Below are 24,691 nucleotides of genomic sequence, written 5' to 3' on the forward strand. Positions count from 1 at the left end.
TATGCGATGTTCATGCCAATCTCCTGCATGGTACGGCGCAGCGAGGGGATGCCGTACAGGTGCTGGATGAACACAATTTTGAACAATACCACCGGGTCAATGCTGGGACGGCCGTTGTCACGGCTGTAAAGCGCATCCACCAAGTCGTACAGATGCGTAAAATCCACCGCGCTGTCAATCTGCCGCAGCAGATGCTCCGACGGAACCAGCTCCTCCAAACATAGGATTTCTACTACATTTCTGCGCAATTCCTGCTCTTTTGCTAGCACACGCCGTCCCTCCCCAGTCTTTTCTTATCTTTATTTTACCACACATACGCAAAAAAGCCCAGTGTATACTGGACTTTTTCGACAGGCTGAATCATCCCGGGGATTTTTTCCCCCGGGATGATTTCCTTTTGCTCAAAGATGAAAATGGGTAAATTCTTCTTTTCCTTCCGTTTGTTCTTCTTCCCCGTTTTTTGCACGGACTAACCGATGATAAAAATTATTCAGGGAGGTATAAAAATATCCGGTCAGAAACAAGGAGCCCAGCCCGGTTGTCATAAGGGTGACCAGAAGCCATCCGATAAAACTAAGACAAAATCCAAGATAATGCGTTTTATATCCCTTCATCAAATTTCTCGCTCTGTTCAGAATAGAAAAAAGATTGGCTTTGGGATCATTCAGAATCAGAAAAGGAAGCGGTGCAAACGACACGGTGAGATATACGACCGCCGCGGTACCTACAAGCACGCACAGAAACGGGGATTCAATCTGGAAAGCCCTGACAAGCAAGAACAGAGTGCCCACATATATGGATATGCTGATCAGAGCAAACGCAAGTCCGCACAAAATAAACTTCCAGCAGACGGGCAGAGGAAGAAACCCATCGGAGAAGCGGATTGTTCCGTGGGTGGAAGCGGTATATGCCAGGGAAAAGATGCCGAAATGGAAATACAGGAAAACAGTCAGATCTGCTATAAGGGAAAGAAAAACAAGAAGTGCCGTGGTGGAGAAAAATAGCAACATATAGCTGAGAATTATGCATACAGCGGTTCCCAGCAGATTGAACAGAAAAATAATTCCCCAGTTTCCATCCAAATCACTCCAGGATTCTCTTTTGATATCGGCATAAGTATCTGCCAGCTTCATAAAAATCACCTCACAAATATTTTACCACAATTTATTTTATGCAAATAAAATCCGGAAGCAGCCGGGTTTTGTGCAACAAAACAAATTGATGATTCCATAAAGATTCAGCCGTCGGAAGATTCTCTTCCGCTCACGGCGTGTCTTTATGATACCACAACAACGAAGGCGGCGGAATATCGCCGTAGTATTGTGATTCGATCGTTCTCCAAACCTCTTAACATTTTCAATGTTCTAGAGGTTTGTGAGGTTATTATACCATATTATACATCTTCTTGTAAATCCTATCCCGTTACAGTGGAGCTATAAAAAATATCGTGAAAAAGGCGCGGAAAAAATTTTTCCGCGTCCTTGTGAAATATGTAAAATCAATTATTTTTTGGGGGAGGCGCGGACTCATGTCCGCGCCCTATGAAAAAAACTTACCCTTTGCCGCTTTTACAGAGGCAAAGCCTTCCAGCGTCTGTCAGATGTTAAAAAGCAGCTCGCCGTAAGTTGGGAAAGGCCAGTAATTGGAGGCAGTGTTTGCTTCCAGTTCATCCGCAACTGCCCGCACTTCCTGCATGGCAGTGAAGATTGTACTTTTATAGTATTTTGCGCATTCCAGGATATCGGTATAATTTTTACTGTCAAGCAGGGCGCTTTCCAACTGATTGGTTTTTTTATACAGACAGCTGGAAAGAGAGGACAGCTTTGTGACAAGCTCCTTCTCAAAATCGCAGGAAAGCTGCAGGGAAGCCTTGGATACTGCTGTATCGCTCAAATCCTTGATATAGGACTGTACAGCGGGAATGATATCCTTTTTCACCATATCCAGCATGGTCAGGCATTCAATGTTGAGAACCTTACAGTACTCTTCCAGGAGGATGTCGCATCTGGAGTGCATCTCGGCTTGGGTAAAGATATGATGTTTGGTGAACAATTCAATATTTTTCGTGCTGATGAAATAGGGAAGTGCGTCAACGGTTGTCTTTAAGTTCAGCAGACCGCGTTTTTTTGCTTCCTCTACCCATTCGTCCGAATAGTTGTTGCCATTGAAAATAATGCGTTTGTGTTCTTTGACCGTCTTTTTAATCAATTCTTTTACTGCTGCTTCAAAATCTTCTGCCTTTTCCAAAACATCTGCAAATTGCTCCAGCTCCTCCGCAACGATGGTGTTTAATACGATGTTCGGACCGGAGATGGAAAGCTTGGAGCCCAGCATACGGAATTCAAACTTATTTCCGGTAAAGGCAAAAGGAGAGGTGCGGTTCCGGTCGGTCGTATCTTTCATAAAGTGAGGAAGGACGTGAACACCGGTCTTCATCTCGCTTTTTTCCGCCTGACTGTAATCTCCTCCGTTTTCATAGGATTCCAGAACCCCGGTCAGTTCGTCGCCCAGGAAAATGGAGATGATGGCGGGCGGTGCTTCATTGGCGCCCAGACGGTGGTCGTTGCCTGCGCTTGCCACCGACAGACGGAGCAAGTCCTGATTTTTATCCACCGCTTTGATAACTGCGCAGAGGAACAGCAAGAACTGCAGATTATCGTGGGGCGTTTTGCCCGGCTCCAACAGATTCATACCGGTATTGGTGGAAATGGACCAGTTGTTGTGCTTGCCGCTTCCGTTGATACCGGCGAAGGGCTTTTCATGAAGCAGACAGGTAAGCCCGTGACGCATCGCAACCTTTTTCATCATTTCCATGGTCAGCTGGTTGTGGTCGGTTGCGATATTTGTGGTGGAGAAGATAGGCGCCAGCTCATGCTGTGCGGGGGCCACCTCATTGTGCTCCGTTTTGGCGAGCACGCCCAGCTTCCATAATTCCTCATCCAAATCTTTCATAAACGCTGCGACGCGAGGCTTAATATTTCCGAAATAATGATCATCCAGCTCCTGCCCCTTTGGCGGTTTTGCGCCAAACAGAGTGCGGCCGGTAAAAATCAAATCTTTTCGCTGATCGTAAAGCTTTTTGTCCACGAGAAAGTATTCCTGTTCCGGACCGACCGTTGTGGTAACCCGTTTTACCTCGTCATGACCGAACAGTTTCAGAATCCGGACGGCCTGTTTGCTGATGACTTCCATGGAGCGCATCAGCGGTGTTTTTTTATCCAGAACCTCGCCGCTGTAAGAACAGAACACGGTGGGAATGCAGAGGGTGTTCTCTTTGATGAAGGCGTAAGAGGTTGGATCCCAAGCCGTGTAGCCTCTCGCCTCAAAGGTGGCGCGCAGCCCGCCGGAGGGGAAGGAAGAAGCGTCCGGTTCCCCCTTTATCAATTCTTTGCCGGAAAACTCCATAATGACTTTCCCGTCTTCGGTGGGAGAGATGAAACTGTCATGCTTTTCCGCTGTGATCCCTGTCATGGGCTGAAACCAGTGGGTGAAATGGGTAGCCCCTTTTTCAATCGCCCAGTCTTTCATGGCGTTGGCGACCGCATTGGCAATGCTGCTGTCCAGGGATTTCCCGTCCTGAATGGTTTTTTTCAGTGCTTTATATACATCCTTCGGCAGCTTTTCTTTCATGGTACTGTCATCAAACACCATACTGCCGAATAAATTCGGGATATCATTGTAATTTTCACTCATCGAAACCGACCTCCAAATCGTTAAACATATTTTTATTTATGGAAGAGAGCCAACCAGCACCATCCATATATCCACAGCTTTCTCGTATCAGAGCAGGGAAACCCCTGCGTCTTTACAGATTTTTTTGGTTTTATTGTCCCAGATGGAAACCTGAACCTCTCCGATGTGGGCTTTGCCCAACAGAAGCATGCACACGCGGGACTGGCCGATACCGCCGCCCATTGTCAGCGGGAGTTTACCCTCCAGCAGCATTTTGTGGAAAGGAAACGCTCTTCTCTCGTCACATCCGGCTTTTGTCAGCTGCTCATCCAGGGATTTCGGATCAACCCGGATTCCCATGGAGGAAACTTCGTAAGCTCTGCCCAGCACATCGTTCCAGAATAAAATATCGCCGTTCAGCTTCCAGTCATCGTAGTCCGGCGCGCGTCCGTCATGCTTTTCGCCGGACTTCAGCAGATCACCGATCTCCATGATGAAAGCGGTTTTATGCTTCTTCAAATAAGCGTCTTCTCTCTCTTTCGGTGTCTTATCAGGGTACATATCCTCCAGCTCTTGGGTGGTGATAAAGCGAACTTCCTTGGAGAGCTTCACCGGGATGGAAGGATACACCTTAGTGATTTTATCGCAGGTATCCACAATCGCGGATACAATCGCTTTCACGGTCTCTTTTAAGTACTCTTTGTTTCGGGTCTCCGGCGTGATGACCTTTTCCCAGTCCCATTGATCCACATAGACGGAATGCAGGTTTGTCATCTCCTCGTCCCGGCGGATTGCGTTCATGTCAGTGTACAGACCTTCGCCTGCGGGAAAACCATACTGGTAGAGCGCCATCCTTTTCCATTTTGCCAGGGAGTGAACCACCTGGGCGTCTTTTTTGGTTTCCAGAATGTCGAACGAAACAGGACGTTCCACGCCGTTTAAATCATCATTCAGTCCGGTATCCGGATCGACAAACAGGGGAGCGGATATCCGCTTTAAATTGAGCGCCAGAGCCAGCTTATCTTCAAAGCTGCGCTTGATAAGACCGATGGCATCCTGGGTTTCATACAGGCTCAAAGGTGATTTGTAGCCTTCTGGAATGAATGTTTTGCTCATAGTAACACAATCCTTTCAAATATAGTTTCACAGAATTTGCAGGGAGGAATCGGTTCCCTCTGCAAAAGAAAAAAGGCACCGCAGGTGTCTCCACCTACAGCGCCTTTGCTGTGTATGCACACAGTATATACCCATCCATTTTATTTGTCAATACCTTTTTTGAAAAAATGAAATTATTTTTTTATGAAATTGCAAAACTTCTGCTTTTTTTCCGATTTTTTATGAAAAAATGCAAGAAAATTTATAAAATATTAAAAAATCATGCAAAACGTGTTGACAATCTTTCTTCCTGGTATTATAATAAGTGCGTGAACAAAGGCGTTCATCCGAACCGGAGAAGTCTATTTTTATAGCTGTCCGGCTGGGATGAACGCCTTTATTTTTTAGAACGGGGAGGTTGCCACTATGAAAAGAGAAGGGGAAATCAGAATTCCTTCAGGATGTGCTATTTCAGGCATATTCTCAAAATGCGGGGAAAGGATCAACGGGGAAGCGATTGTCAAATCCATTTCAACGATGCATGATCGTTCCAACGGGCTTGGCGGCGGATTTGCTGGTTACGGTATCTACCCGCAGTACAAAGACTTTTATGCGTTTCATGTGTTTTATGACAGCACAAAGGCAAAAGAGGACTGCGAAGCTTTCCTGGAGCATCATTTTGATATCATTAACTTGTCTAAAATTCCCACAAGAAAAGTAAAGGCGATCACAGACGAGCCTCTTATCTGGCGATATTTTGTGAAGCCGCTTCCAACAAAGCTGGAGGCCAGCCAGCTGGACGAGAAAGAATTTGTTGCCAGAAGTGTGATCCGAGTGAACACCCAGATTGCCGGGGCATATGTTTTCTCCAGCGGAAAAAACATGGGAGCTTTCAAAGCGGTGGGTTTTCCGGAGGATGTCGGGGAGTTCTACCGCCTGGATGAGTATGAGGGATATTCCTGGACCGCACACGGCCGTTATCCGACGAATACGCCGGGCTGGTGGGGCGGAGCCCATCCCTTTGCCATGCTGGATTATTCCATCGTGCACAACGGGGAAATATCCTCCTACGACGCGAACCGCCGTTTCATTGAAATGTTCGGTTACCAGTGTACGCTGCAGACGGATACCGAGGTGATCACTTATATTGTGGATTATCTGGTGCGCAAGCAGGGACTGACGATGGAGGAGATGGCGAGCGTTATCGCTGCGCCGTTCTGGTCTACCATCGAGGCAAAAGAGCCGGAGGAGCGGGAAAAGCTCAATTATCTGCGCAACACCTTTGCAAGTCTGCTGATCACAGGACCTTTTTCCATTTTGCTTGGCTTTGAGGGCGGCATGATGGCTTTGAACGACCGCTTGAAGCTTCGCTCCATGGTTGTCGGGGAAAAGGGAGACCGGTTTTATGTGGGCAGTGAGGAATGTGCAATCCGTATACTGGAGCCCAGTCTGGACCGTATTTATGCACCTAAGGGCGGCGAACCGGTTATTGTGAGACTGAACGAGGAGGCAAGAGACAATGTCAATTGATTTTCTGTATCCTGATTATGAGGTAGTCAGGGATCCGAATAAATGTATCGCCTGCCGTGTCTGTGAACGGCAGTGCGCAAATGAAGTGCACAGCTACGATAAGGATTTGAATCGGATGATTGCGGATGACGCCAAGTGCGTCAACTGCCACCGCTGCGTTTCCCTGTGTCCGGTTCGGGCACTTAAGATCGTAAAAACGGATCACACATTTAAAGAGAATGCGAACTGGAATAAGGACAGTATTTCGGAAATTTACCGTCAGGCCGGAAGCGGCGGGGTGCTGCTTTCCTCCATGGGAAATCCGAAGCCCTTCCCAGTCTACTGGGATAAAATTTTAATCAACGCTTCCCAGGTCACCAATCCTTCCATTGACCCGTTGCGGGAGCCGATGGAAACCAAGGTATTTTTGGGAAAGAAACCGGAGAAAATAGAACGAGGAGCGGACGGCAAGCTGAAAAACAATCTGACCCCTCAAATTGAACTGAAGGTGCCTGTCATGTTTTCCGCTATGTCCTACGGTTCTATCAGCTACAATGCGCACGAAAGCCTTGCAAGGGCGGCACAGGAGCTCGGCATTCTCTACAACACCGGAGAGGGTGGCCTTCACGAGGATTTTTATCAATACGGAAAGAATACCATCGTCCAGGTTGCATCCGGCCGGTTCGGCGTTCATAAGGATTATCTGGAAGCGGGCGCCGCGGTTGAGATCAAGATGGGGCAGGGAGCAAAGCCGGGAATCGGCGGCCATCTGCCCGGTGCGAAAATCGTGGGGGACGTTTCCCGGACCAGAATGATTCCGGAGGGATCCGACGCGATTTCCCCGGCACCTCACCACGATATTTACTCCATTGAGGATCTGAGACAGCTGGTCTACTCTCTGAAAGAGGCTACGGAATACAAGAAACCGGTTATCGTCAAGATTGCGGCAGTGCATAATGTGGCGGCGATCGCCAGCGGTATCGCCCGCAGCGGCGCGGATATTATCGCCATTGACGGATTTCGCGGTGGTACGGGAGCTGCTCCCACTCGCATCCGAGACAATGTAGGTATCCCTATTGAATTGGCCCTGGCCAGCGTGGATCAGAGGCTTCGTGAGGAGGGAATCCGAAATAATGTGTCGATTGTCGTAGGCGGAAGTATCCGCAACAGTGCGGATGTGGTGAAAGCGATCGCACTGGGAGCGGATGCGGTCTATATTGCCACGGCAGCGCTGCTGGCGCTGGGGTGTCATCTGTGCCGCAGCTGCCAGATGGGCAGATGTAACTGGGGAATTGCAACCCAGCGGCCGGATCTGGTGCGCAGGCTGAATCCGGAGATCGGATATCAGAGATTGGTCAATCTGGTGAACGCATGGAATCACGAGATCAAAGAGATGATGGGTGGAATGGGGATTAATTCCATCGAGAGTCTGAAGGGAAACCGGCTGATGCTCCGCGGAATCGGACTGAATCAGAAGGAATTGGATATTCTGGGTATCAAGCACGCCGGAGAATAAAAAAGCGTTTGCTGCGGCGTATGTGATATTTTGGTACAGGGGGCTTCCGAGGAGAAGCTATGAAAAAAGAATAAGTTGGCTGAAAGGAGTTTTTTATTATGATGACTGCGATTGTCGGAATCAATTGGGGAGACGAGGGAAAGGGAAGGATGGTGGATCTGCTGTCCAGCGATTATGATATTGTTGTGCGGTATCAGGGAGGAAACAATGCCGGACATACGGTGATCAACCATCTTGGAAAATTTATATTAAACCTGCTTCCCTCCGGTATCCTGCGCCCGGAGGTAGTCAACGTCATGGGAAACGGCATGGTGATTGACCTTGCCCACCTTTGCGGGGAGATGCACCGCCTTCATAAAGCGGGTGTAAAAATAACACCGGACAATTTAAAAATCAGCGACAGGGCGATTATCTGCATGCCTTATCATGTTATGCAGGACTGTCTGGAGGAGGATCGTCTGGGAGACGCCAAGTTCGGCTCCACCCGAAGGGGAATCGCACCGGTGTACGGCGATAAATATTTAAAGAAAGCGCTTCGAATGGGAGATCTTCTCCAGCCCGAAGCCATGAAAAAACGGCTGAAAGGGATTGTGGAGTGGAAGAATCTGACCATCTCAGGTGCTTACGGAGCAGAGAAGATTACAGTGGAAGAGATGATGGAATGGCTGACCAAGCACGGAAACGTGTTAAAAGATTTTATCTGTGATACCGGTATTTATCTGGATGAGGCGGTCAAAGCCGGGAAAAAGGTAATGTTTGAGGCACAGCTTGGTGCTTTGCGCGATATTGATTTCGGCATTTATCCGTTTACCTCCTCCTCCTCTACCATTGCCGCTTATGCGCCAGTGGGCGCCGGTGTCCCCAACCATAAGCTTACGAATACGGTAGGGATCATGAAGGCCTATTCCACCTGCGTAGGGGAAGGTCCCTTCACCGCTGAGCTGTTCGGTGAGGAGGCGGAGGAACTGCGAAAGGCAGGCGGCGAATACGGCGCAGCCACCGGCCGTCCCAGAAGGGTAGGACCTTTTGACGTGGTTGCATCCCGTTACGGTGTGAGAATGCAGGGAGCGGACACCCTGGCGCTGACCAAGATGGACGTTCTGTCCTATCTGGATAAAATTCCGGTGTGCGTCGCCTATGAGATGAACGGCAAACGGACAAACGATTTTCCTTACGGTGAGGATTTGGATAAAGCGAAACCCATTATCGAATATCTGGACGGCTGGAACTGTGATATCAGCGGATGCAGAAAGCTGTCTGACCTGCCGAAAAACGCGGTTGACTATGTCAATTATATCGAAGAAAAGATGCAGTGCCCCGTTGCGTTTATCTCGGTGGGAGCTGATCGGGAAGCATATATAGAGAAAAGGTAAAAGGAAACCGCGGGGTGAGTGAGGTCTCAGTTGTCCGCGGCACAATAAATTGCGGAATGGAGCATGGGTATGAAACGAATCTATGTCAATGAAAAATGGTGTCTGGGGTGCCATCTGTGCGAATATTACTGTGCATTTGCCAATTCCGGCCAGGACGATATGGTAAAAGCACTGAAAAATGTCACCATTCACCCGAGAATTCAAATTGAACAGCGCGGGAATATAAGCTTTGCAGTTTCCTGCCGCCACTGCGAGGAGCCGCTGTGTGTAAAGAGCTGCATTTCAGGCGCTTTGACCCGGGAAAATGGAGTCATCTCCATCAATCCGGACAAATGCGTTGGATGCTACACCTGCATTCTGTCTTGTCCGTACGGCGCGGTAATGCCGTCGGAGAGCGGTGCGATTCAGAAATGTGAGCTGTGCACGAAAAATGCAGGCGGGGAGCCAGCCTGTGTGAAGGGCTGTCCCAATAAGGCCATCGTGTTTGAAGAAAGGCAGGGAGCAGAATGAAATATGTGATCATAGGCAATTCCGCGGCAGCGGTTGGATGTATTGAGGGGATTCGCCAGGAGGATACCAAGGGCAGTATCACAGTCATTGCATCGGAACCATACCATACCTATTCCCGTCCCCTGATCTCCTATTTGCTTTATGGAAAGACGGACGAACAACGGATGAAATACCGTCCCGACAGCTTTTATAAAGAGAAAAAATGTACCGCCATGTTGGGCAGAACAGCCGAAAAGGTGAATGCGGAGGCAAAAAAAGTGATTCTGGACAACGGGGAGGAAATCCCTTACGATAAGCTGCTGATCGCAGCTGGTTCCGCCCCCTTCATCCCTCCCATGAATGGGCTGGAGAAGGTAGAAAAACGCTTTACCTTCCTGTCCCTGGATGACGCAAAGGCTTTGGAAAAAGCAATCTCTGCTGACAGCAGGGTTCTGATTATTGGAGCAGGATTGATCGGTCTGAAATGTGCGGAGGGAATCTGTGACAGAGTCAAGCAGATTACGGTTGTTGATCTGGCGGATCGGATTCTGCCCAGTATATTGGATGAAGAGGGCTCCGGTATTGTGCAGGAGCATATTGAGAAAAAAGGAATTCGGTTCTTTTTGAACGACAGCGCCGCGGAGCTGACAGACGGTCGTGTGGTGCTCAAGAGCGGGACAGAGCTGGATTTTGATGTTTTGGTTGTAGCTGTGGGCGTGCGCCCAAATATCAGCTTGGCGGCAGAAGCGGGCGCTGAGACCGGCAGGGGAATCGTCACAAATAAAAAATGTGAAACGACCCTTCCGGATATTTATGCTGCCGGTGACTGCGCCCAGAGCCATGATATTACCACTGGACAGGACAGGGTGCTGGCTTTGCTGCCCAATGCCTATATGCAGGGGGAATGTGCCGGAATCAATATGGCTGGGGGCGATAAGCGTTATGACAAGGCGATTCCGATGAATGCGATCGGATTCTTTGGTTTGCATATTATCACGGCGGGTACTTATGACGGCGAAGTTTATACGGTAAAAAAAGGACATTCCTATAAAAAATTATTTACCAAAGACAACCGATTAATGGGCTATATTTTGATTGGAGATATTCAGCGGGCAGGAATTTATACTTCTCTGATTCGGGAAAAGACGCCTCTTGATTCCATTGACTTTGACCTGATCAGGGAAAAACCCCAGCTGATGGCATTCTCCAGGAAAGAGCGGAGCCGGGTTTTGGCAAACCGGTAAGAAAGAGAGAAAGGATTGACGGAACGATGAAAATAGATGCCAGCAACATGCATTTTCAGATACTCAACGAGATGGTACGGCAGTCGGATAAGGATGTGACCATCGAAAACTGCATTGGGCAAAGATACATTGGAAGCGGGCAGTCCGGCAAGCATATCACCATAAATGGAACCCCGGGAAACGCCCTTGGAGCTTATTTAAACGGTGCGGATATCACGGTGTGGGGCAATGCGCAGGACGCCACGGGAGATACCATGAACGAAGGCGCCATTGTGATCCACGGCTCCTCCGGGGACGCGACAGGCTATGCGATGCGCGGCGGCAAAATCCTGGTGGAAGGGGACGCGGGCTACCGCGCCGGTATTCATATGAAGTCCTATCAGAATAAAATTCCGGTGCTGATGATTGGCGGAAGGGCAGGGAGTTTTCTGGGAGAATACCAGGCCGGCGGAATCATCATCGTACTTGGGCTGGACGGAGATGGTTCCGCCCCGGTCGGAAATTTCTGCGGAACCGGGATGCACGGCGGAAAAATGTACTTAAGATGCAGGATGCTTCCGAAGAAATTGCCGGGACAGATCGTTGCTGAAAAAGCGACGGAGGAGGATATGGCGCAGATCGATGCGGAATTGGATGCATTCTGCCGTATCTTTGACAAAAAGAAAGAGGAAATTTTGGCGGAATCCTTTTATGTTTTGACGCCAAACACAAAAAATCCTTATAAACAGCTTTATACTTACAATTAAATAGTGTATAATAGAGAAAAAGAAATCAGATGATTCTGGAGGTGTGGGATATGGATTATACCGAAAAAGAAGTGCTGCAGTTTGTCCGGGAAAATGATGTGAAGTTTATCCGCCTGGCTTTCTGTGACATTTTTGGTAACCTAAAAAATATTTCCATTATGGCGGAGGAGTTGCCGAAAGCCTTTGAACACGGAATTTCATTTGATGCTTCCGCCATCCGCGGTTTTTTGAATGTGGAGGATTCCGATCTCCTTTTATATCCGGATCCGGGCACCTTGGAGGTGCTTCCATGGCGTCCCCAGCAGGGTAGGGTAGCACGGTTTTACTGCAGCATCCGTCACCCGGACGGAACGCCGTTTGCCGGTGATTTGCGCAATGCACTCAAGGACAGTGCACAGAGAGCCATTGAGATGGGCTTCCGCTGTAAAATTGGTTCGGAGTGTGAGTTCTATCTCTTTGAGACAGACGAAAACGGGGCGCCCACCAACATTCCGTTTGACAATGCAGGCTATCTGGACGTGGCTCCCATGGATAAAGGGGAAAATGTACGGCGGGAGATTTGCCTGACTCTGGAGGAGATGGGGATTTTTCCGGAAAGCTCTCACCACGAGCAGGGTCCGGGGCAGAACGAGATTGTTTTCCGCTACAGCGATGCGCTTCAGGCGGCGGATAACCTGATTACCTTTAAATCCGTGGTGAAAACAATTGCGGCCCGCAGCGGACTGTATGCAAGCTTTTTGCCAAAGCCGATTCCAAACCGGAGCGGAACAGGGCTTCATCTGAATATCTCCCTCCACAAAAACGGCTTTAATATTTTTAAAAACGATCCCTATGAGCACTCTCAGGAAGCGGAGAGTTTTATTGCCGGTGTGCTGGACAAAGCAAGGGAGATGACGCTGTTTTTAAATCCTCTGACCAATTCCTATGAGCGTCTCGGCAAGTTTGAAGCGCCAAAATATGTGAGCTGGTCTCATCAGAACCGCTCCCAGTTGATCCGTATTCCAGCGGCGGGCGGGGAATATTCCCGCATGGAGCTGCGAAGCCCGGATCCGTCCTGCAATCCGTATCTGGCCTTTCTGTTGATATTGGAGGCAGGAATGCAGGGAATCACTTCAAATTTGTCCCTCTGCAAACCGGCGAATCTGAATTTATACCAAGCGGATAAAGAACAGTTAGCCGGTTTTGCAAAGCTTCCGTCCAATTTGGGGGAAGCGATTGAGGCGGCTTTGGACAGCCGGTTTGTGAGAAATCTGATAGAAGGAAAGACGTTTGAAAAACTGATAGGCATGAAACAGGAAGAGTGGGAAAGATACCAGCTTTCCAATGACCGCGGGACATTTGAAAAAGAGACTTATTTTTATCACATATAAGGATGGTGGAACCCTTGATGGAACAGATTCTTATTGTATCGAGTTCCCCAAAGGCGGCCGCCTTCCTGCAGGATTTTATTCGGGCAGGCGCATTATCCGAACAGATAACCGTTGCGGCAAACGGCGGGGAGGCGCGCAGACTGTTTTCACAACACGAATACGGAATGATTGTGATCAATTCTCCCCTGAAGGACGAATTCGGTCATGAGTTGGCTATCGGCTTTGCGGAAGGTTCCACCGCAGGCATTCTTATGCTGGTCAAAAGTGAGCTGGCAGAAGAAGTGGCGGTTAGGGTTGAGGACTTTGGTATTGTTGTCGTTTCCAAGCCTGTCAACCGTCTCTATCTGCATCAGGCGTGGAAATTGGTTCAGGCATCCCGGCGTCGAATGAGTGGTCTGCAGAACGAAAATGTGAAACTTCGGCAGAAAATGGAGGAAATCAGGGTAGTTGACAGGGCGAAGTGTGTTCTGATTCAATATCTGAACCTGACAGAGCCGGAGGCGCACCGCTATATTGAAAAACAGGCGATGGATCTGCGAAAGACAAGGCTTGAAATTGCGCAGGGAATTTTAAAAACATATGAATATTGACATACGCATTCGCGGAGAATTTGCTATGCTATTAGGGAGGCATATAGAATTGAAACTTTATTTTACCAAAATGCACGGCTGCGGCAATGATTATATTTATTTTAACTGTTTTGAACAGCGGATAACCGATCCTGAAACCCTTGCAGTGAAGCTGTCCGATCGGCATTTCTCTGTCGGAGGGGATGGAATTGTTCTGATCGGTCCCTCCGGAATTGCGGACGCAAAAATGCGGATGTTCAATGCGGATGGCAGCGAGGGGAAAATGTGCGGCAACGCGATACGCTGCGTGGGGAAATATCTTTATGACAACGGGATCGTGGAAAAAGAGCAGATTACCGTAGAAACCTTAAGCGGCGTCAAAGTGCTTCAGATGTTTCGGAAGGACGGGAAAGTGGATGAAGTTAAGGTGGATATGGGAAAAGCGGAATGGAGCGCACCTCTGATACCCGTGAACACCAGCAAGCCAGAGGTGGTTGCGGAACCTTTTCTGATAGACGGAACCATGTACAGTATCACCTGTGTTTCCATGGGAAATCCACACTGTGTTGTTTTTGTGGATGATGTGGAAAACATTCCGATAGAAAAGATTGGTCCTCTTTTCGAAAACGATCCTTTGTTTCCGGAGCGGATCAATACGGAATTTATCCAGGTTGTGGATAAAAAAACGCTGAAAATGCGTGTCTGGGAACGTGGAAGCGGAGAAACTTGGGCTTGCGGAACCGGTGCGTGCGCATCGGCGGCGGCGGCTATCCGCAACGGATTCTGTCAGGAAAACGAAGAAATTACGGTGAAACTGCGGGGCGGAGATTTAAAAATTCAGGTTTCCGGCAATACTGTAACTATGACGGGCAAAGCGGAAAAAGCGTTTGAAGGATTTGTCGAGACGGTGTCGTAAAACAAAAGCGGGCAGACAAGAATGGCTCAATAAGGGAAATTTATCCACTGTATAAGGAGAAAATAGAATGAGAGATTATCAAAAGGAACTGGAAAAAAGGGTCACCTTTATCAAAAAGGCATTAAAGGAGGCGCATGCGGACGGAATTGTGTTTGGTAACAGTGGCGGGAAAGACAGCGCGCTGGTCGGAATTCTGTGCAAAAAAGCCTGTGATAACGTGCTGGGGATCATGATGCCTTGCCAGTCCAAACGAAATTTTGAGGAGGACATGGCAGATGGCAGGGCGGTTGCGGAGCAGTTCCAAATTGAGACGGTTGCCATGGATCTGACAGCGGTGAAAGAAGAAATGATAAAAGCGCTCGGAACTCTTACGGATATCTCGCCGATGGCAAGTGCAAATATTGCGCCCCGTCTCCGTATGACGGCTTTGTACGCGGTGGCTCAGACCAGAAACAGTCTGGTTGCGGGAACCGGAAATGCTAGTGAACGGTATATGGGCTATTTCACAAAATGGGGAGACGGAGCCTGTGATTTTAATCCGATTGCCGATCTGACGGTGACTGAGGTTTTTGAATTTCTCCGTTTTCTAAATGCGCCGGTCTCCATTATCGAAAAGGCGCCTTCCGCGGGTCTGTTTGAAGGACAGACAGATGAGAAAGAAATGGGGGTAACCTATCGGGAAATTGACACGTTTATGGAAGAGGGGACGGGCTCTTATACGTCGGTTGAAAAGATAAAAGCAGCCCATGCCAGAAGCGAGCATAAACGGGTCATGCCAAAGCTGTATGAGGAATAAACAGAGCTCGAAGGAGGTTATCAATTGAATATCAATCAGAACTACAATAAATTGGAACAGAGTTATCTGTTTTCTACCATAGCAAAAAAAGTGGCGGATTTCAGCGCTGCAAATCCACGGGAAAAAATCATCCGCATGGGAATCGGCGATGTGACGCTTCCGCTCTGTGACGCGGTTGTCCGTGCAATGCAGGAAGCGGTTTCGGATATGGGGAAAAAGGAAAGTTTTCATGGATATGGTCCGGAACAAGGCTATGACTTTTTAAAAAATGCCGTTGCCGGCTATTACGCCCAGAGAGGCATTGGCTTGGATAACAATGAAATTTTTATCAGTGACGGTGCAAAGAGTGATCTAGGCAATATCCTGGACTTGTTTGCAGTGGATAATACGGTTTTAATCCCCGATCCGGTCTATCCCGTTTATGTGGATACCAATGTTATGGCGGGCAGAACAATCGTCTATATGGACGCCAATGAGGAAAATGGATTTTTACCCTTGCCGGATGAAAGCGTGAGAGCGGATATCATCTATCTTTGCTCACCAAATAATCCGACCGGTGCTGTTTACAGCCATGACGCACTGAAAAAATGGGTGGATTATGCGCTCGGAAATCATGCGATTCTTTTGTTTGATGCAGCTTACGAGGCGTTTATCAGCAACTCGGAGCTTCCGAGAAGCATTTATGAGATAAAAGGCGCGGAGAAATGCGCCATTGAATTCTGTTCTCTGTCCAAAACAGCAGGATTTACCGGAACCAGATGCGGATATACCATTGTACCAATGACACTGGAAGCAGGCGGAGCATCTCTAAACCATATGTGGCTTCGCCGTCAAACCACAAAATTTAACGGGGTTCCCTATATGGTTCAGAGGGGTGCTGCTGCGGTCTTTTCCAAAGAGGGACAGATGCAGACCAGAGCCGCGATCGATTATTACAAGGAAAACGCGCGGCTGATTGCATCTGCAATGCAGAAGATGGGGATTTGGTACACTGGAGGAGAGAACTCCCCGTATATCTGGCTTAAGTGCCCGGATGACATGACATCTTGGGAATACTTTGATTATCTGCTGACCGAAAAGAAGGTGGTAGGTACGCCCGGTGCCGGTTTCGGAAAAAACGGGGAAGGTTTTTTCCGCCTAACCGCATTCGGAGACCGCGAAAACACGGCAGAGGCAGTGAAACGCCTTCTCTCTTAACGGAGGAAAGAAATCATGATTGAAAAGCTTATTCAGGAAATGATCGCCTATGACAAGGGCGATCCCAAACGGGTAGGGCACTTTCTGAAAGTATACGGGTATGCCAAAACAATCGGAAGGCTGGAGGAAATTCCTGCACCCACGCAGGAGATTTTGGAAGCGGCTGCGGTCACCCATGATGTGGGAATTCGCGCGTCCATCCAAAAATATGGTTCAGACGCCGGGAGTTATCAGCAGATAGAGGGACCGCCGATTGCAAAGACAATGCTTCAAAAACTGCAGTTCCCGCAAGGGATGACAGAAAGAGTGTGTTATCTCATTTCTCGTCATCATACCTATGAAAAGATAGATGGATTGGATTATCAGATATTGGTGGAAGCTGATTTTTTGGTGAACATCCATGAAAATCAGATGAAAAAAACGGAGATAGAAACGATTCGGAGCAAGATCTTTCGCACGGAAGCCGGCATAAGATTTTTGGAATTGCTCTATGCTTAAAGTCGAATCCCATATGGTCTTCACGGCGAATCTTTCGAAATGGTATGTCAGAATGCTCCCAAGTCAATCGACTGGGAGCATTTTTTGTTCTATGTATACTTTCATAATTACTTAGGAAAATTTCTTTGGAATCCGTATTTTATACCAAGTAAGCGGTGGGAAGAAAGAAGGTACAGGCTGTCACTTTCCCGTTGAATTGCATGGAGAGATGGACGATATGCGCATGAAGAGGAATGGGAAAACGGCAGGTCACAGGTTTAAATTCAGCTGTGACTCGCTGTGCGATAGGTTGATGGAATTTTTTTAAGAGCATCCCCTCCTCGTTATAAAAATCGGCGGTTAAAATGATATTGGACGCTTCCACGGCACGGATGTAAAATCCCCATACAACAGCGCTTTTTCCGGCAACTACAATAGGGGGATCATAAGCTATTAAACCGGGTTCCGGAGAGGTTTCCATCCGTGAAATACTGCAGGTTCGGTTTCCTTGATAAATTCTCTTGTCATAGGTAAGTCCGTTTCCCGAAAAATACATAGGGTTTCCGTCGGGACCGGGACGCCATTGCGGATTCATAATCAGGTTTTCCATAGCTGCCTCCTAGTTTTTGAAGTTTGGCACAGCAAAAAAAGTAGAACAAGATGAAATGCTTTTCCGCACACTGTGCGCAAAAGCCATAATACAAGCATTTTAACCTTGTGAAGCGGGAGGGCATATAGCAAGGTTCTATTTCTGTTATTAATATATGAGCTTTCCTATCCTTTTGTGAGAAAATAAGAAAGTTTTCTCCCGAAAAACAATAGGCTCGCTTGGCATGCTGTTTTTTGAAACATACAATTAAGCATTAGGGAGTCGAACCCTATATGCCCTGCACTTGTTAAACTTTCGCCTTTTCGGATTGTCGGTCTTGCAAGGCGTCAGCCTTGCTGCACCCTTACGCACCAAAAAAACGAATTGCTCGAAAGATTCCTGCATGCAGGGTCGCAGAGTTTCCACAGAGCAAATTTTTTGTAAGACAAGGAAAAAGCGCAGATCATCCTGACGGATTGACGAGCATTTTGACGTAGGATTGCGGGAAATTTGCCTGTGAAAACCATATTGTGTTCGACTCTCTAATGCTTACCCACGATTCCGCCCAACTGCATATGTTCAATAAGGGCTTGCCCCGTCATTCAACGAGGACAAGGGCACTGCATAGCAGTGCCGTGCTAAGCGTGAGAATGCACTCCCGCTTAGCGCGGATATGGAACCCGCCGCTTTAGAGGCGGGGGACATCTTGCCCGCAGTTATAAAAAAAGCGCCGGATATGAAATCCGACGCTCATTTATGCGATATAAATTATTTGTTGTCAACACCGTAAGCATAGTTGATCAGGTCAACAACCTTGTTGGAATAACCCCATTCGTTGTCATACCAGGAAACCAGCTTTACAAACGTATCAGACAGTGCAATACCTGCTTTAATATCAAAGATAGAGGTATGCGGATCATGGATGAAATCGGAAGAGACAACAGCATCGTCAGTATAAGCCAGGATACCGTTGAGCTCGCCGTCAGCAGCCTCTTTGACAGCGGCAACGATCTCGTCGTAGGTAGCCGGTTTTTCCAGTGTACAAGTCAGGTCTACAACCGAAACGTCAGCTGTCGGAACACGGAAGGACATACCAGTCAGTTTCCCGTTCAGCTCAGGAATAACTTTACCAACTGCTTTTGCCGCACCGGTAGAAGAAGGAATGATATTGAAAGCAGCGCCTCTGCCGCCTCTCCAGTCTTTTTTGGAAGGACCGTCAACGGTTTTCTGGGTAGCGGTTGTTGCATGAACGGTTGTCATCAGACCTTCTTTCAGGCCGAATTTGTCATTTACAACTTTCGCCAGAGGAGCCAGACAGTTTGTTGTGCAGGAAGCGTTGGAGATAATTGTCATGTCAGAAGTATATTTGTCATTGTTAACGCCCATTACAAACATCGGAGCATCAGCGGAAGGAGCTGTGATAACAACTTTCTTCGCACCAGCCTGGATATGTGCATTTGCTTTTTCTGTGGTTGTGAAAACGCCGGTTGCTTCTGCAATATATTCAGCGCCGCAATCTTTCCACGGAATTTCTGCAGGGTTCATAGCAGCATATACAGCGATTTCTTTGCCGTTGACAACCAATTTGTCGCCTTTTGTAGCAACGTCGCCTTTGAACTGGCCATGTACGGTATCATATTTGAGCATATATACCATATAATCCAGATCGATAAACGGATCATTGATACCTACGATATCAACTTTGCCGCTTTCCATTGCCGCTCTGAAAACCAGACGGCCGATTCTACCAAAACCATTAATACCAACTTTTGCAGCCATGATTTTGAACCTCCTAAGTTTATTAATTAAATTATTTCAACTTAAACTATTTTACTACAAATAAAAAGAATTTTCAAGTATTTTGTTAAAAAATTAACTCTTTTCCTGCATAATTTACAGTCCTTAATGATTTGAACAAATAAAAGGCTTAAGTAAGTCGAATCCAATATGTCCTGTACTTGTTTCATCCCGCGATATGTTCTCATTCAGAAATTTTTCGGTTATTGCCAAAGCAGATATGGTTATAGTATAATACATATGGAACATAATATACATCAGAAATGGATGGAATCAAAAAATGAAAATTGGCAATTTTGAAACAGAAAACAATCTTTTTCTTGCACCGATGGCAGGTATTACCGATCTGGCTTTTCGTACGGTGTGCCGAGAGCAGGGAGCAGGACTTTTATATACGGAGATGATAAGTGCAAAGGCACTTTGTTATCAAGATAAAAAGACAAAAGAATTGTTAAAGACCAATGAATCGGACACGCCCCTCTGCGTCCAGATTTTTGGCAGTGAACCGGATATTGTGGCGGAGGGAGGAAAAAGGATCGAGGAAATGGGATTTTCGATGCTGGATTTGAATGCGGGCTGTCCCGCTCCTAAAATCACGAAAAACGGCGAAGGTTCCGCTCTGATGAAATCCCCCTGTCTCTTGGGACAAATTGTTGAAAAATTGGTCAAATCAGTATCCATTCCAGTCAGTGTAAAGATACGTGCCGGATTTGACGGGGAATGTGTCAATGCGGCAGAATGTGCAAAGATTGCTGAAAACAGCGGAGCCTGCGCGGTTACGGTGCATGGACGTACCAGAGAACAGTTTTATTCCGGCACTGCCGATTTGGAGATTATCCGAAAAGTGAAGGAGTCAGTGTCGGTTCCCGTGACGGGAAACGGAGATATTACGGATAGTGTTTCTGCTCGCAGAATGCTTGAACAAACGGACTGCGACGCCATTATGATAGGCAGGGCGGCTTTGGGAAATCCGTTTGTTTTTGCAGAGATTGAAGCCGGTCTTATGGGAGTGCCATATTCCGCTCCGTCCATTTCGGAAAAGATGGAGGTAATGCTTCGGCAGATGGAGCGAATGCTTCAGTATAAAGGAGAACATCTTGCCGTGCTGGAAGCCCGCAAGCATCTTGGATGGTATCTGAAAGGAATCCGCAATTCCAAACGGCTGAAAGAAAGGGCGAATCAGGTAAAAAGCCTGAAGGATATGAAGGAAATTATAAAAATGGTTTTCGAACAAACAGAAGAAAAGGAATCCGAAAGAGATTGATAGAATCTCAGAGTAATACGAAAAAAGGAGCGCGCCGCGGAATCCGTCTCCGCGGCGCGCTCCTTTTCAGGACGCAATCCTTTTTCGGCACGCGGCCGTGCCGGTTAAGTACTTTTTAGCAGCAGCAGTTGTTAGTGCAGCCGTTATTAAAGCCGCCGAATCCGTTGCCGCAGAACAGAATGAGTATTACCGCGATAATGATAATCCAAACCCAAACATCGTTTCCACCGAAGCCATTGTTACAGCAGCAATTGTCGGACATTCCGAAGTTGCCGCATCCGCAAGATAAATCTGACATGTCAATCCTCCTTACTTAATTAGCAGTCGCAACCGCATCCACAGCCGCATCCGCAGTCATTATTTCTTTCATTTCTGCAGCCGCCGCAGCAGAACAGCAAAATGAACAGGATGATGAACCATAATAATGAGTCGTCTTTGCAACCAAATAACATTGAATTTCACTCCTTAATAAAATAATATGAATTTTTTTAATTTTTTCCTCTTGCTGTGCTCAATAATAATTTATGTGAAAACCATTTTTTTGTTACACAAATTGACTTTGAAATAAAAATATGTTTTAATAAAACTATCTTAATTCAGGCCTGTAAAAGTACATAACGGGCAAATGGAGGAATGGCATGAAAGTTCTTATTCTGACCATAACCGCCGGTCATGGGCATAACCAGACGGCGGGTGCAATTTATAACTATTTAAAAACGGCGGGGCATGACGCGCTGACGCTGGATGCCTATGAATACATCAATCCGGTGCTGAAGGACTCCATCAATTATGGCTATCTGATCTCCACTTCGATTTCTCCCAAAGTATATGGAAAATTTTACAGGCTTGCTGAAACGAAGGAGAGGGCGGATTCTCCAGTGTCTCTTCTGAAAATCACCAATTCGATTCTGGCAAAAAAAATCCAATCTTTTTTAGATGAATACCGCCCTGATGTTATTATATGCACCCATGTATATGCAGCTCTTTTAATTTCCTATTTAAAAGGACATGGATATACGATTCCAACCATTGGGATCATAACCGATTTCACCCTGCATCCCTATTGGGATGAAACAGATATTGACTATTACGTGCTGGCAAATGAAAGCTTGATTCATCAGGCTGTAAAAAAAGGATTGCCCAAAGAAAAATTATTACCTTTGGGGATTCCGATTCACCCCAAATTTTCTGTGAAAAGTGAAAAATCCTCTGCCCGAAAATCTTTGGGAATCGAGGACAAAACAACACTTCTGGTTATGAGCGGTTCAATGGGGTATGGAAATATTGCAAAAAATATCAAGCTTTTGCTGGACATGGAAGAGGATTTTCAGATTATATCCGTCTGCGGCAACAATAAAAGTGCAAAAAAGAAAATCGATAAGCTGGTGCAGAAAAAACGCGTTTACAATTTTGGATTTGTGACAAATGTTGATACCCTGATGGATGCAAGCGATATTATTGTTTCAAAACCCGGCGGCTTGACTACTTCGGAAGCTTTGGCAAAGGGCTTGCCCATGGTCATTGTATCCCCTATCCCGGGGCAGGAGGAGCGGAATACAGAATTCCTGGTGAACAATGGACTTGCCAGAGCCGTGACGAACACTTACCCCATTGATGAAGCGGTTTACCAGCTGCTGCACGATCACAAAAAATTAAAAATCATCAGCGAGAACATTGCGCTGTTTAAAAAGCCGCACGCGACAAAAGATTTGGTGGATTTTATCTCCGATCATTTTTAAAAGCAGTGCATGAAACCGATCAAGTTTGGGCAGGATAGATGATACCTCCCAATAAATTAAAATAGAAGGGAAGAAGAGTGATACGCATCGGCGGTCGCTCTTCTTCTTTTCTATGCCAAATGAATCTTTTCAGCTGCATATTGAGCTTCTGCTGAAATCCTTTTTGCAGAATGAAAAATCATTCATATTGAAATTTAGAAAGAAATATGGCATAATAGATATAACCTCGCCGAATATGTCCGCGCATCTTCGGGCGGATCGTCTCCGCCGCTGAATGCAGAGGGCAGCTTTTAGCTCCGCGGGGTTAAAACGCTTTTAAGAAAGTTTTTGCTTTGCAAAAAGCGTTTGCCTTGTTATAAATATGCCTGGACTCTAAAAACTGTCCGGCATATTATTTTAATTTTACATATAGGGGGATTTGTTATGGAAAAAGAAAGAGGCAGTTTTACGGGGAAAATTGGTTTTGTCCTAGCCGCTGCCGGATCAGCGGTCGGTCTGGGAAATATATGGCGTTTTCCTTATCTGGCGGCAAAGTACGGAGGCGGTATTTTTCTGCTGGTATATCTGATCTTAGCCATTACATTTGGCTTTGCTCTGATGACAGCCGAGATCGCGCTTGGAAGAAAAACAGGGCTAAGCGCAATTGGTGCTTTTCGCGCGCTGAATAAAAAATATTCTTTTGTGGGTTATCTGGCGTCCATCGTGCCAATGATTATCCTGCCGTATTATTCCGTTATCGGCGGATGGGTTACCAAATATCTTGTGGCTTTTGTCAGCGGGCAAACCTCTCTTGCGGCTGGAGACAGTTACTTTACCGATTTCATTGCTCAGCCGGTAGAACCGGTTCTTTGGTTTTGCCTGTTTATCGGGCTGACAGCAATTGTCGTGCTGTTTGGCGTGGAAAAGGGCGTGGAGAAGGTCAGCAAAATTATGATGCCGGTTTTGGTTGTTCTCTCCATTTTTATCGCTGGATATTCGGTATTTTTGCCGGGAGCTATGGAAGGTGTACTTTATTATATTACGCCTGATTTCAGTAAATTTTCCGCAACCACAGTGCTTGCGGCGATGGGGCAGCTCTTCTATTCCATGTCTCTTGCAATGGGCATTATGATCACTTATGGTTCTTATATGAAAAAAGACGTCAATTTGAACTCTTCTGTAAAACAAATCGAAATCTTTGATACGGGAATTGCTTTTCTGGCTGGTTTGATGATTATACCCGCGGTTTTTGTATTTTCCGGAGGGGATGAAGCAGCCTTGGGGAAGGGACCTGGACTGATGTTTGTCACTCTTCCTAAGGTGTTTGAAAGCATGAGGGGCGGAACTTTTGTCGGAGCAGCGTTTTTCCTTTTGGTTCTGTTTGCCGCGTTAACTTCCTCCATCTCGCTGATGGAAACGGTAGTTTCGATTTTTCAGGATAAGCTGAAATGGAACCGGAAGTTTACCTGTATTGTTGTTTTGATAGGATGCATATTGATTGGACTTCCGTCCTCATTAGGATTCGGCGTTTGGGAGAATGTGAAGATAATCGGTTTGTCCTTCCTTGACTTCTTTGATTTTATCAGCAACAGTGTTTTGATGCCTATTGTGGCTTTCTTAACCTGCATCTTTGTCGGTTATGTGATTAAGCCGAAAACGCTGATTGATGAAATCAAGCTTTCTTCCGATTTTAAACGGGAAAAACTGTTTGTTGTTATGATTAAATATGTTGCGCCTATCTGCATTGTTCTCATTTTAATTTCATCCGTGCTGGATGTATTAGGTATATTTAAAATTTAAAATTTTTAGTACAAAAAGAAAGAATTCCCGCCTTCTTGCAGGGGGATAGCAAAGAAAGATTCTATCGGATAAAAACAATAGAGACAGTTGAAATTGACTGTCTCTATTGTTTTACAGGCCATTTTTTGAAATGTTTTGGAAAACATATCCAACTTTCTATCCTGTCAAAAAAGAGGAACCTTTCACAGGTTCCTCTCAGCCTGTCGAAAAAGTCCAGTATACACTGGGCTTTTTTGCGTATGTGTGGTAAAATAAAGATAAGAAAAGACTGGGGAGGGACGGCGTGTGCTAGCAAAAGAGCAGGAATTGCGCAGAAATGTAGTAGAAATCCTATGTTTGGAGGAGCTGGTTCCATCGGAGCATCTGCTGCGGCAGATTGACAGCGCGGTGGATTTTACGCATCTGTACGACTTGGTGGATGCGCTTTACAGCCGCGACAACGGCCGTCCCAGCATTGACCCGGTGGTATTGTTCAAAATTGTGTTCATCCAGCACCTGTACGGCATCCCCTCGCTGCGCCGTACCATGCAGGAGATTGGCATGAACATCGCATA

23 protein-coding genes are annotated in these 24,691 nt (G+C 46.7%); 16 read left to right on the plus strand and 7 right to left on the minus strand.

The window, feature by feature from the left end:
• The 4 genes from KQI32_RS10990 to asnA form a co-directional block, all read right to left on the minus strand.
• Positions 1-269 (minus strand): transposase (locus KQI32_RS10990; RefSeq protein ID WP_216423449.1); only part of this gene is annotated, 269 nt, incomplete at its 3' end.
• Between the two features lie 132 nt (positions 270-401).
• Positions 402-1,133 carry a DUF975 family protein gene (locus tag KQI32_RS10995; RefSeq protein ID WP_177691371.1) on the minus strand — a complete coding sequence of 244 codons (732 nt, stop codon included), beginning with the start codon at positions 1,131-1,133 and terminating at the stop codon, positions 402-404.
• Between the two features lie 463 nt (positions 1,134-1,596).
• Positions 1,597-3,693, minus strand: a complete 2,097-nt coding sequence (locus KQI32_RS11000) for a glutamine synthetase III (protein ID WP_177691551.1) — start codon at positions 3,691-3,693, stop codon at positions 1,597-1,599.
• An 87-nt stretch (positions 3,694-3,780) separates the two neighbouring features.
• Positions 3,781-4,788, minus strand: a complete 1,008-nt coding sequence (gene asnA, locus KQI32_RS11005) for an aspartate--ammonia ligase (RefSeq protein WP_216425172.1) — start codon at positions 4,786-4,788, stop codon at positions 3,781-3,783.
• 405 nt (positions 4,789-5,193) lie between these two features.
• On the opposite strand from asnA, the gene KQI32_RS11010 reads away from it, so the two are divergent.
• The 12 genes from KQI32_RS11010 (at position 5,194) to KQI32_RS11065 (ending at position 16,990) form a co-directional block, all read left to right on the plus strand.
• Positions 5,194-6,297 (plus strand): glutamine amidotransferase family protein, encoded by a 1,104-nt coding sequence (locus KQI32_RS11010; protein ID WP_216425174.1) that lies wholly within the window; start codon positions 5,194-5,196, stop codon positions 6,295-6,297.
• Complete coding sequence (locus KQI32_RS11015) at positions 6,287-7,792, plus strand: glutamate synthase-related protein (RefSeq protein ID WP_216425181.1); 1,506 nt, start codon at positions 6,287-6,289, stop codon at positions 7,790-7,792. Before KQI32_RS11010 ends, KQI32_RS11015 begins: the two co-directional genes overlap by 11 nt.
• A gap of 98 nt (positions 7,793-7,890) precedes the next feature.
• Positions 7,891-9,165 (plus strand): adenylosuccinate synthase, encoded by a 1,275-nt coding sequence (locus KQI32_RS11020; protein ID WP_216425183.1) that lies wholly within the window; start codon positions 7,891-7,893, stop codon positions 9,163-9,165.
• Positions 9,166-9,234: 69 nt separating this feature from the next.
• On the plus strand, positions 9,235-9,675 hold the full coding sequence (locus tag KQI32_RS11025) for a 4Fe-4S dicluster domain-containing protein (protein WP_216425185.1): 441 nt from the start codon (positions 9,235-9,237) through the stop codon (positions 9,673-9,675).
• A complete protein-coding gene (locus KQI32_RS11030) occupies positions 9,672-10,898 on the plus strand; it encodes an NAD(P)/FAD-dependent oxidoreductase (protein ID WP_216425188.1) in 1,227 nt (408 codons plus the stop codon). Before KQI32_RS11025 ends, KQI32_RS11030 begins: the two co-directional genes overlap by 4 nt.
• Positions 10,899-10,924: 26 nt before the next feature.
• A complete protein-coding gene (locus KQI32_RS11035) occupies positions 10,925-11,644 on the plus strand; it encodes a glutamate synthase (protein WP_216425190.1) in 720 nt (239 codons plus the stop codon).
• 50 nt (positions 11,645-11,694) lie between these two features.
• Entirely contained in the window at positions 11,695-13,014 is a 1,320-nt protein-coding gene (locus KQI32_RS11040; RefSeq protein ID WP_177691738.1) for a glutamine synthetase family protein, read from the plus strand.
• Between the two features lie 17 nt (positions 13,015-13,031).
• A complete protein-coding gene (locus KQI32_RS11045; RefSeq protein WP_177691739.1) occupies positions 13,032-13,604 on the plus strand; it encodes an ANTAR domain-containing response regulator in 573 nt (190 codons plus the stop codon).
• A 49-nt stretch (positions 13,605-13,653) separates the two neighbouring features.
• Positions 13,654-14,499, plus strand: a complete 846-nt coding sequence (gene dapF, locus KQI32_RS11050) for a diaminopimelate epimerase (RefSeq protein WP_253291173.1) — start codon at positions 13,654-13,656, stop codon at positions 14,497-14,499.
• Positions 14,500-14,566: 67 nt separating this feature from the next.
• Complete coding sequence (gene nadE / locus KQI32_RS11055; RefSeq protein ID WP_177691741.1) at positions 14,567-15,295, plus strand: NAD(+) synthase; 729 nt, start codon at positions 14,567-14,569, stop codon at positions 15,293-15,295.
• A gap of 24 nt (positions 15,296-15,319) precedes the next feature.
• Positions 15,320-16,492 (plus strand): LL-diaminopimelate aminotransferase, encoded by a 1,173-nt coding sequence (locus KQI32_RS11060; RefSeq protein WP_177691742.1) that lies wholly within the window; start codon positions 15,320-15,322, stop codon positions 16,490-16,492.
• A gap of 15 nt (positions 16,493-16,507) precedes the next feature.
• Positions 16,508-16,990, plus strand: coding sequence for an HD domain-containing protein (locus KQI32_RS11065; RefSeq protein WP_177691743.1), 483 nt, complete (start codon positions 16,508-16,510; stop codon positions 16,988-16,990).
• A 139-nt stretch (positions 16,991-17,129) separates the two neighbouring features.
• On the opposite strand, the gene KQI32_RS11070 is transcribed toward KQI32_RS11065, so the two are convergent.
• Together KQI32_RS11070 and gap are read right to left on the minus strand one after the other, a co-directional pair.
• Entirely contained in the window at positions 17,130-17,579 is a 450-nt protein-coding gene (locus KQI32_RS11070; RefSeq protein WP_177691744.1) for a hypothetical protein, read from the minus strand.
• Positions 17,580-18,326: 747 nt separating this feature from the next.
• The gene (gap, locus tag KQI32_RS11075; RefSeq protein WP_216425199.1) at positions 18,327-19,337 is read right to left on the minus strand and encodes a type I glyceraldehyde-3-phosphate dehydrogenase; all 1,011 of its coding nucleotides are present in this window, start codon (positions 19,335-19,337) and stop codon (positions 18,327-18,329) included.
• Between the two features lie 298 nt (positions 19,338-19,635).
• Here gap and dusB point away from each other — a divergent pair, with 298 nt between their 5' ends.
• On the plus strand, positions 19,636-20,619 hold the full coding sequence (gene dusB / locus KQI32_RS11080) for a tRNA dihydrouridine synthase DusB (RefSeq protein WP_216425207.1): 984 nt from the start codon (positions 19,636-19,638) through the stop codon (positions 20,617-20,619).
• Between the two features lie 115 nt (positions 20,620-20,734).
• On the opposite strand, the gene KQI32_RS11085 is transcribed toward dusB, so the two are convergent.
• Positions 20,735-20,917, minus strand: coding sequence for a hypothetical protein (locus KQI32_RS11085; RefSeq protein ID WP_216425209.1), 183 nt, complete (start codon positions 20,915-20,917; stop codon positions 20,735-20,737).
• A gap of 340 nt (positions 20,918-21,257) precedes the next feature.
• On the opposite strand from KQI32_RS11085, the gene KQI32_RS11090 reads away from it, so the two are divergent.
• From KQI32_RS11090 to KQI32_RS11100, 3 genes are all read left to right on the plus strand, one after another.
• Positions 21,258-22,358 carry a glycosyltransferase gene (locus KQI32_RS11090; RefSeq protein WP_216425210.1) on the plus strand — a complete coding sequence of 367 codons (1,101 nt, stop codon included), beginning with the start codon at positions 21,258-21,260 and terminating at the stop codon, positions 22,356-22,358.
• 423 nt (positions 22,359-22,781) lie between these two features.
• Entirely contained in the window at positions 22,782-24,137 is a 1,356-nt protein-coding gene (locus KQI32_RS11095) for a sodium-dependent transporter (RefSeq protein WP_216425211.1), read from the plus strand.
• A 285-nt stretch (positions 24,138-24,422) separates the two neighbouring features.
• Positions 24,423-24,691 (plus strand): transposase (locus KQI32_RS11100; protein WP_216423449.1); only part of this gene is annotated, 269 nt, incomplete at its 3' end.

The sequence above is a fragment of the Acetivibrio sp. MSJd-27 genome, assembly GCF_018918095.1.
GTDB lineage: Bacteria > Bacillota > Clostridia > UMGS1840 > HGM11507 > HGM11507.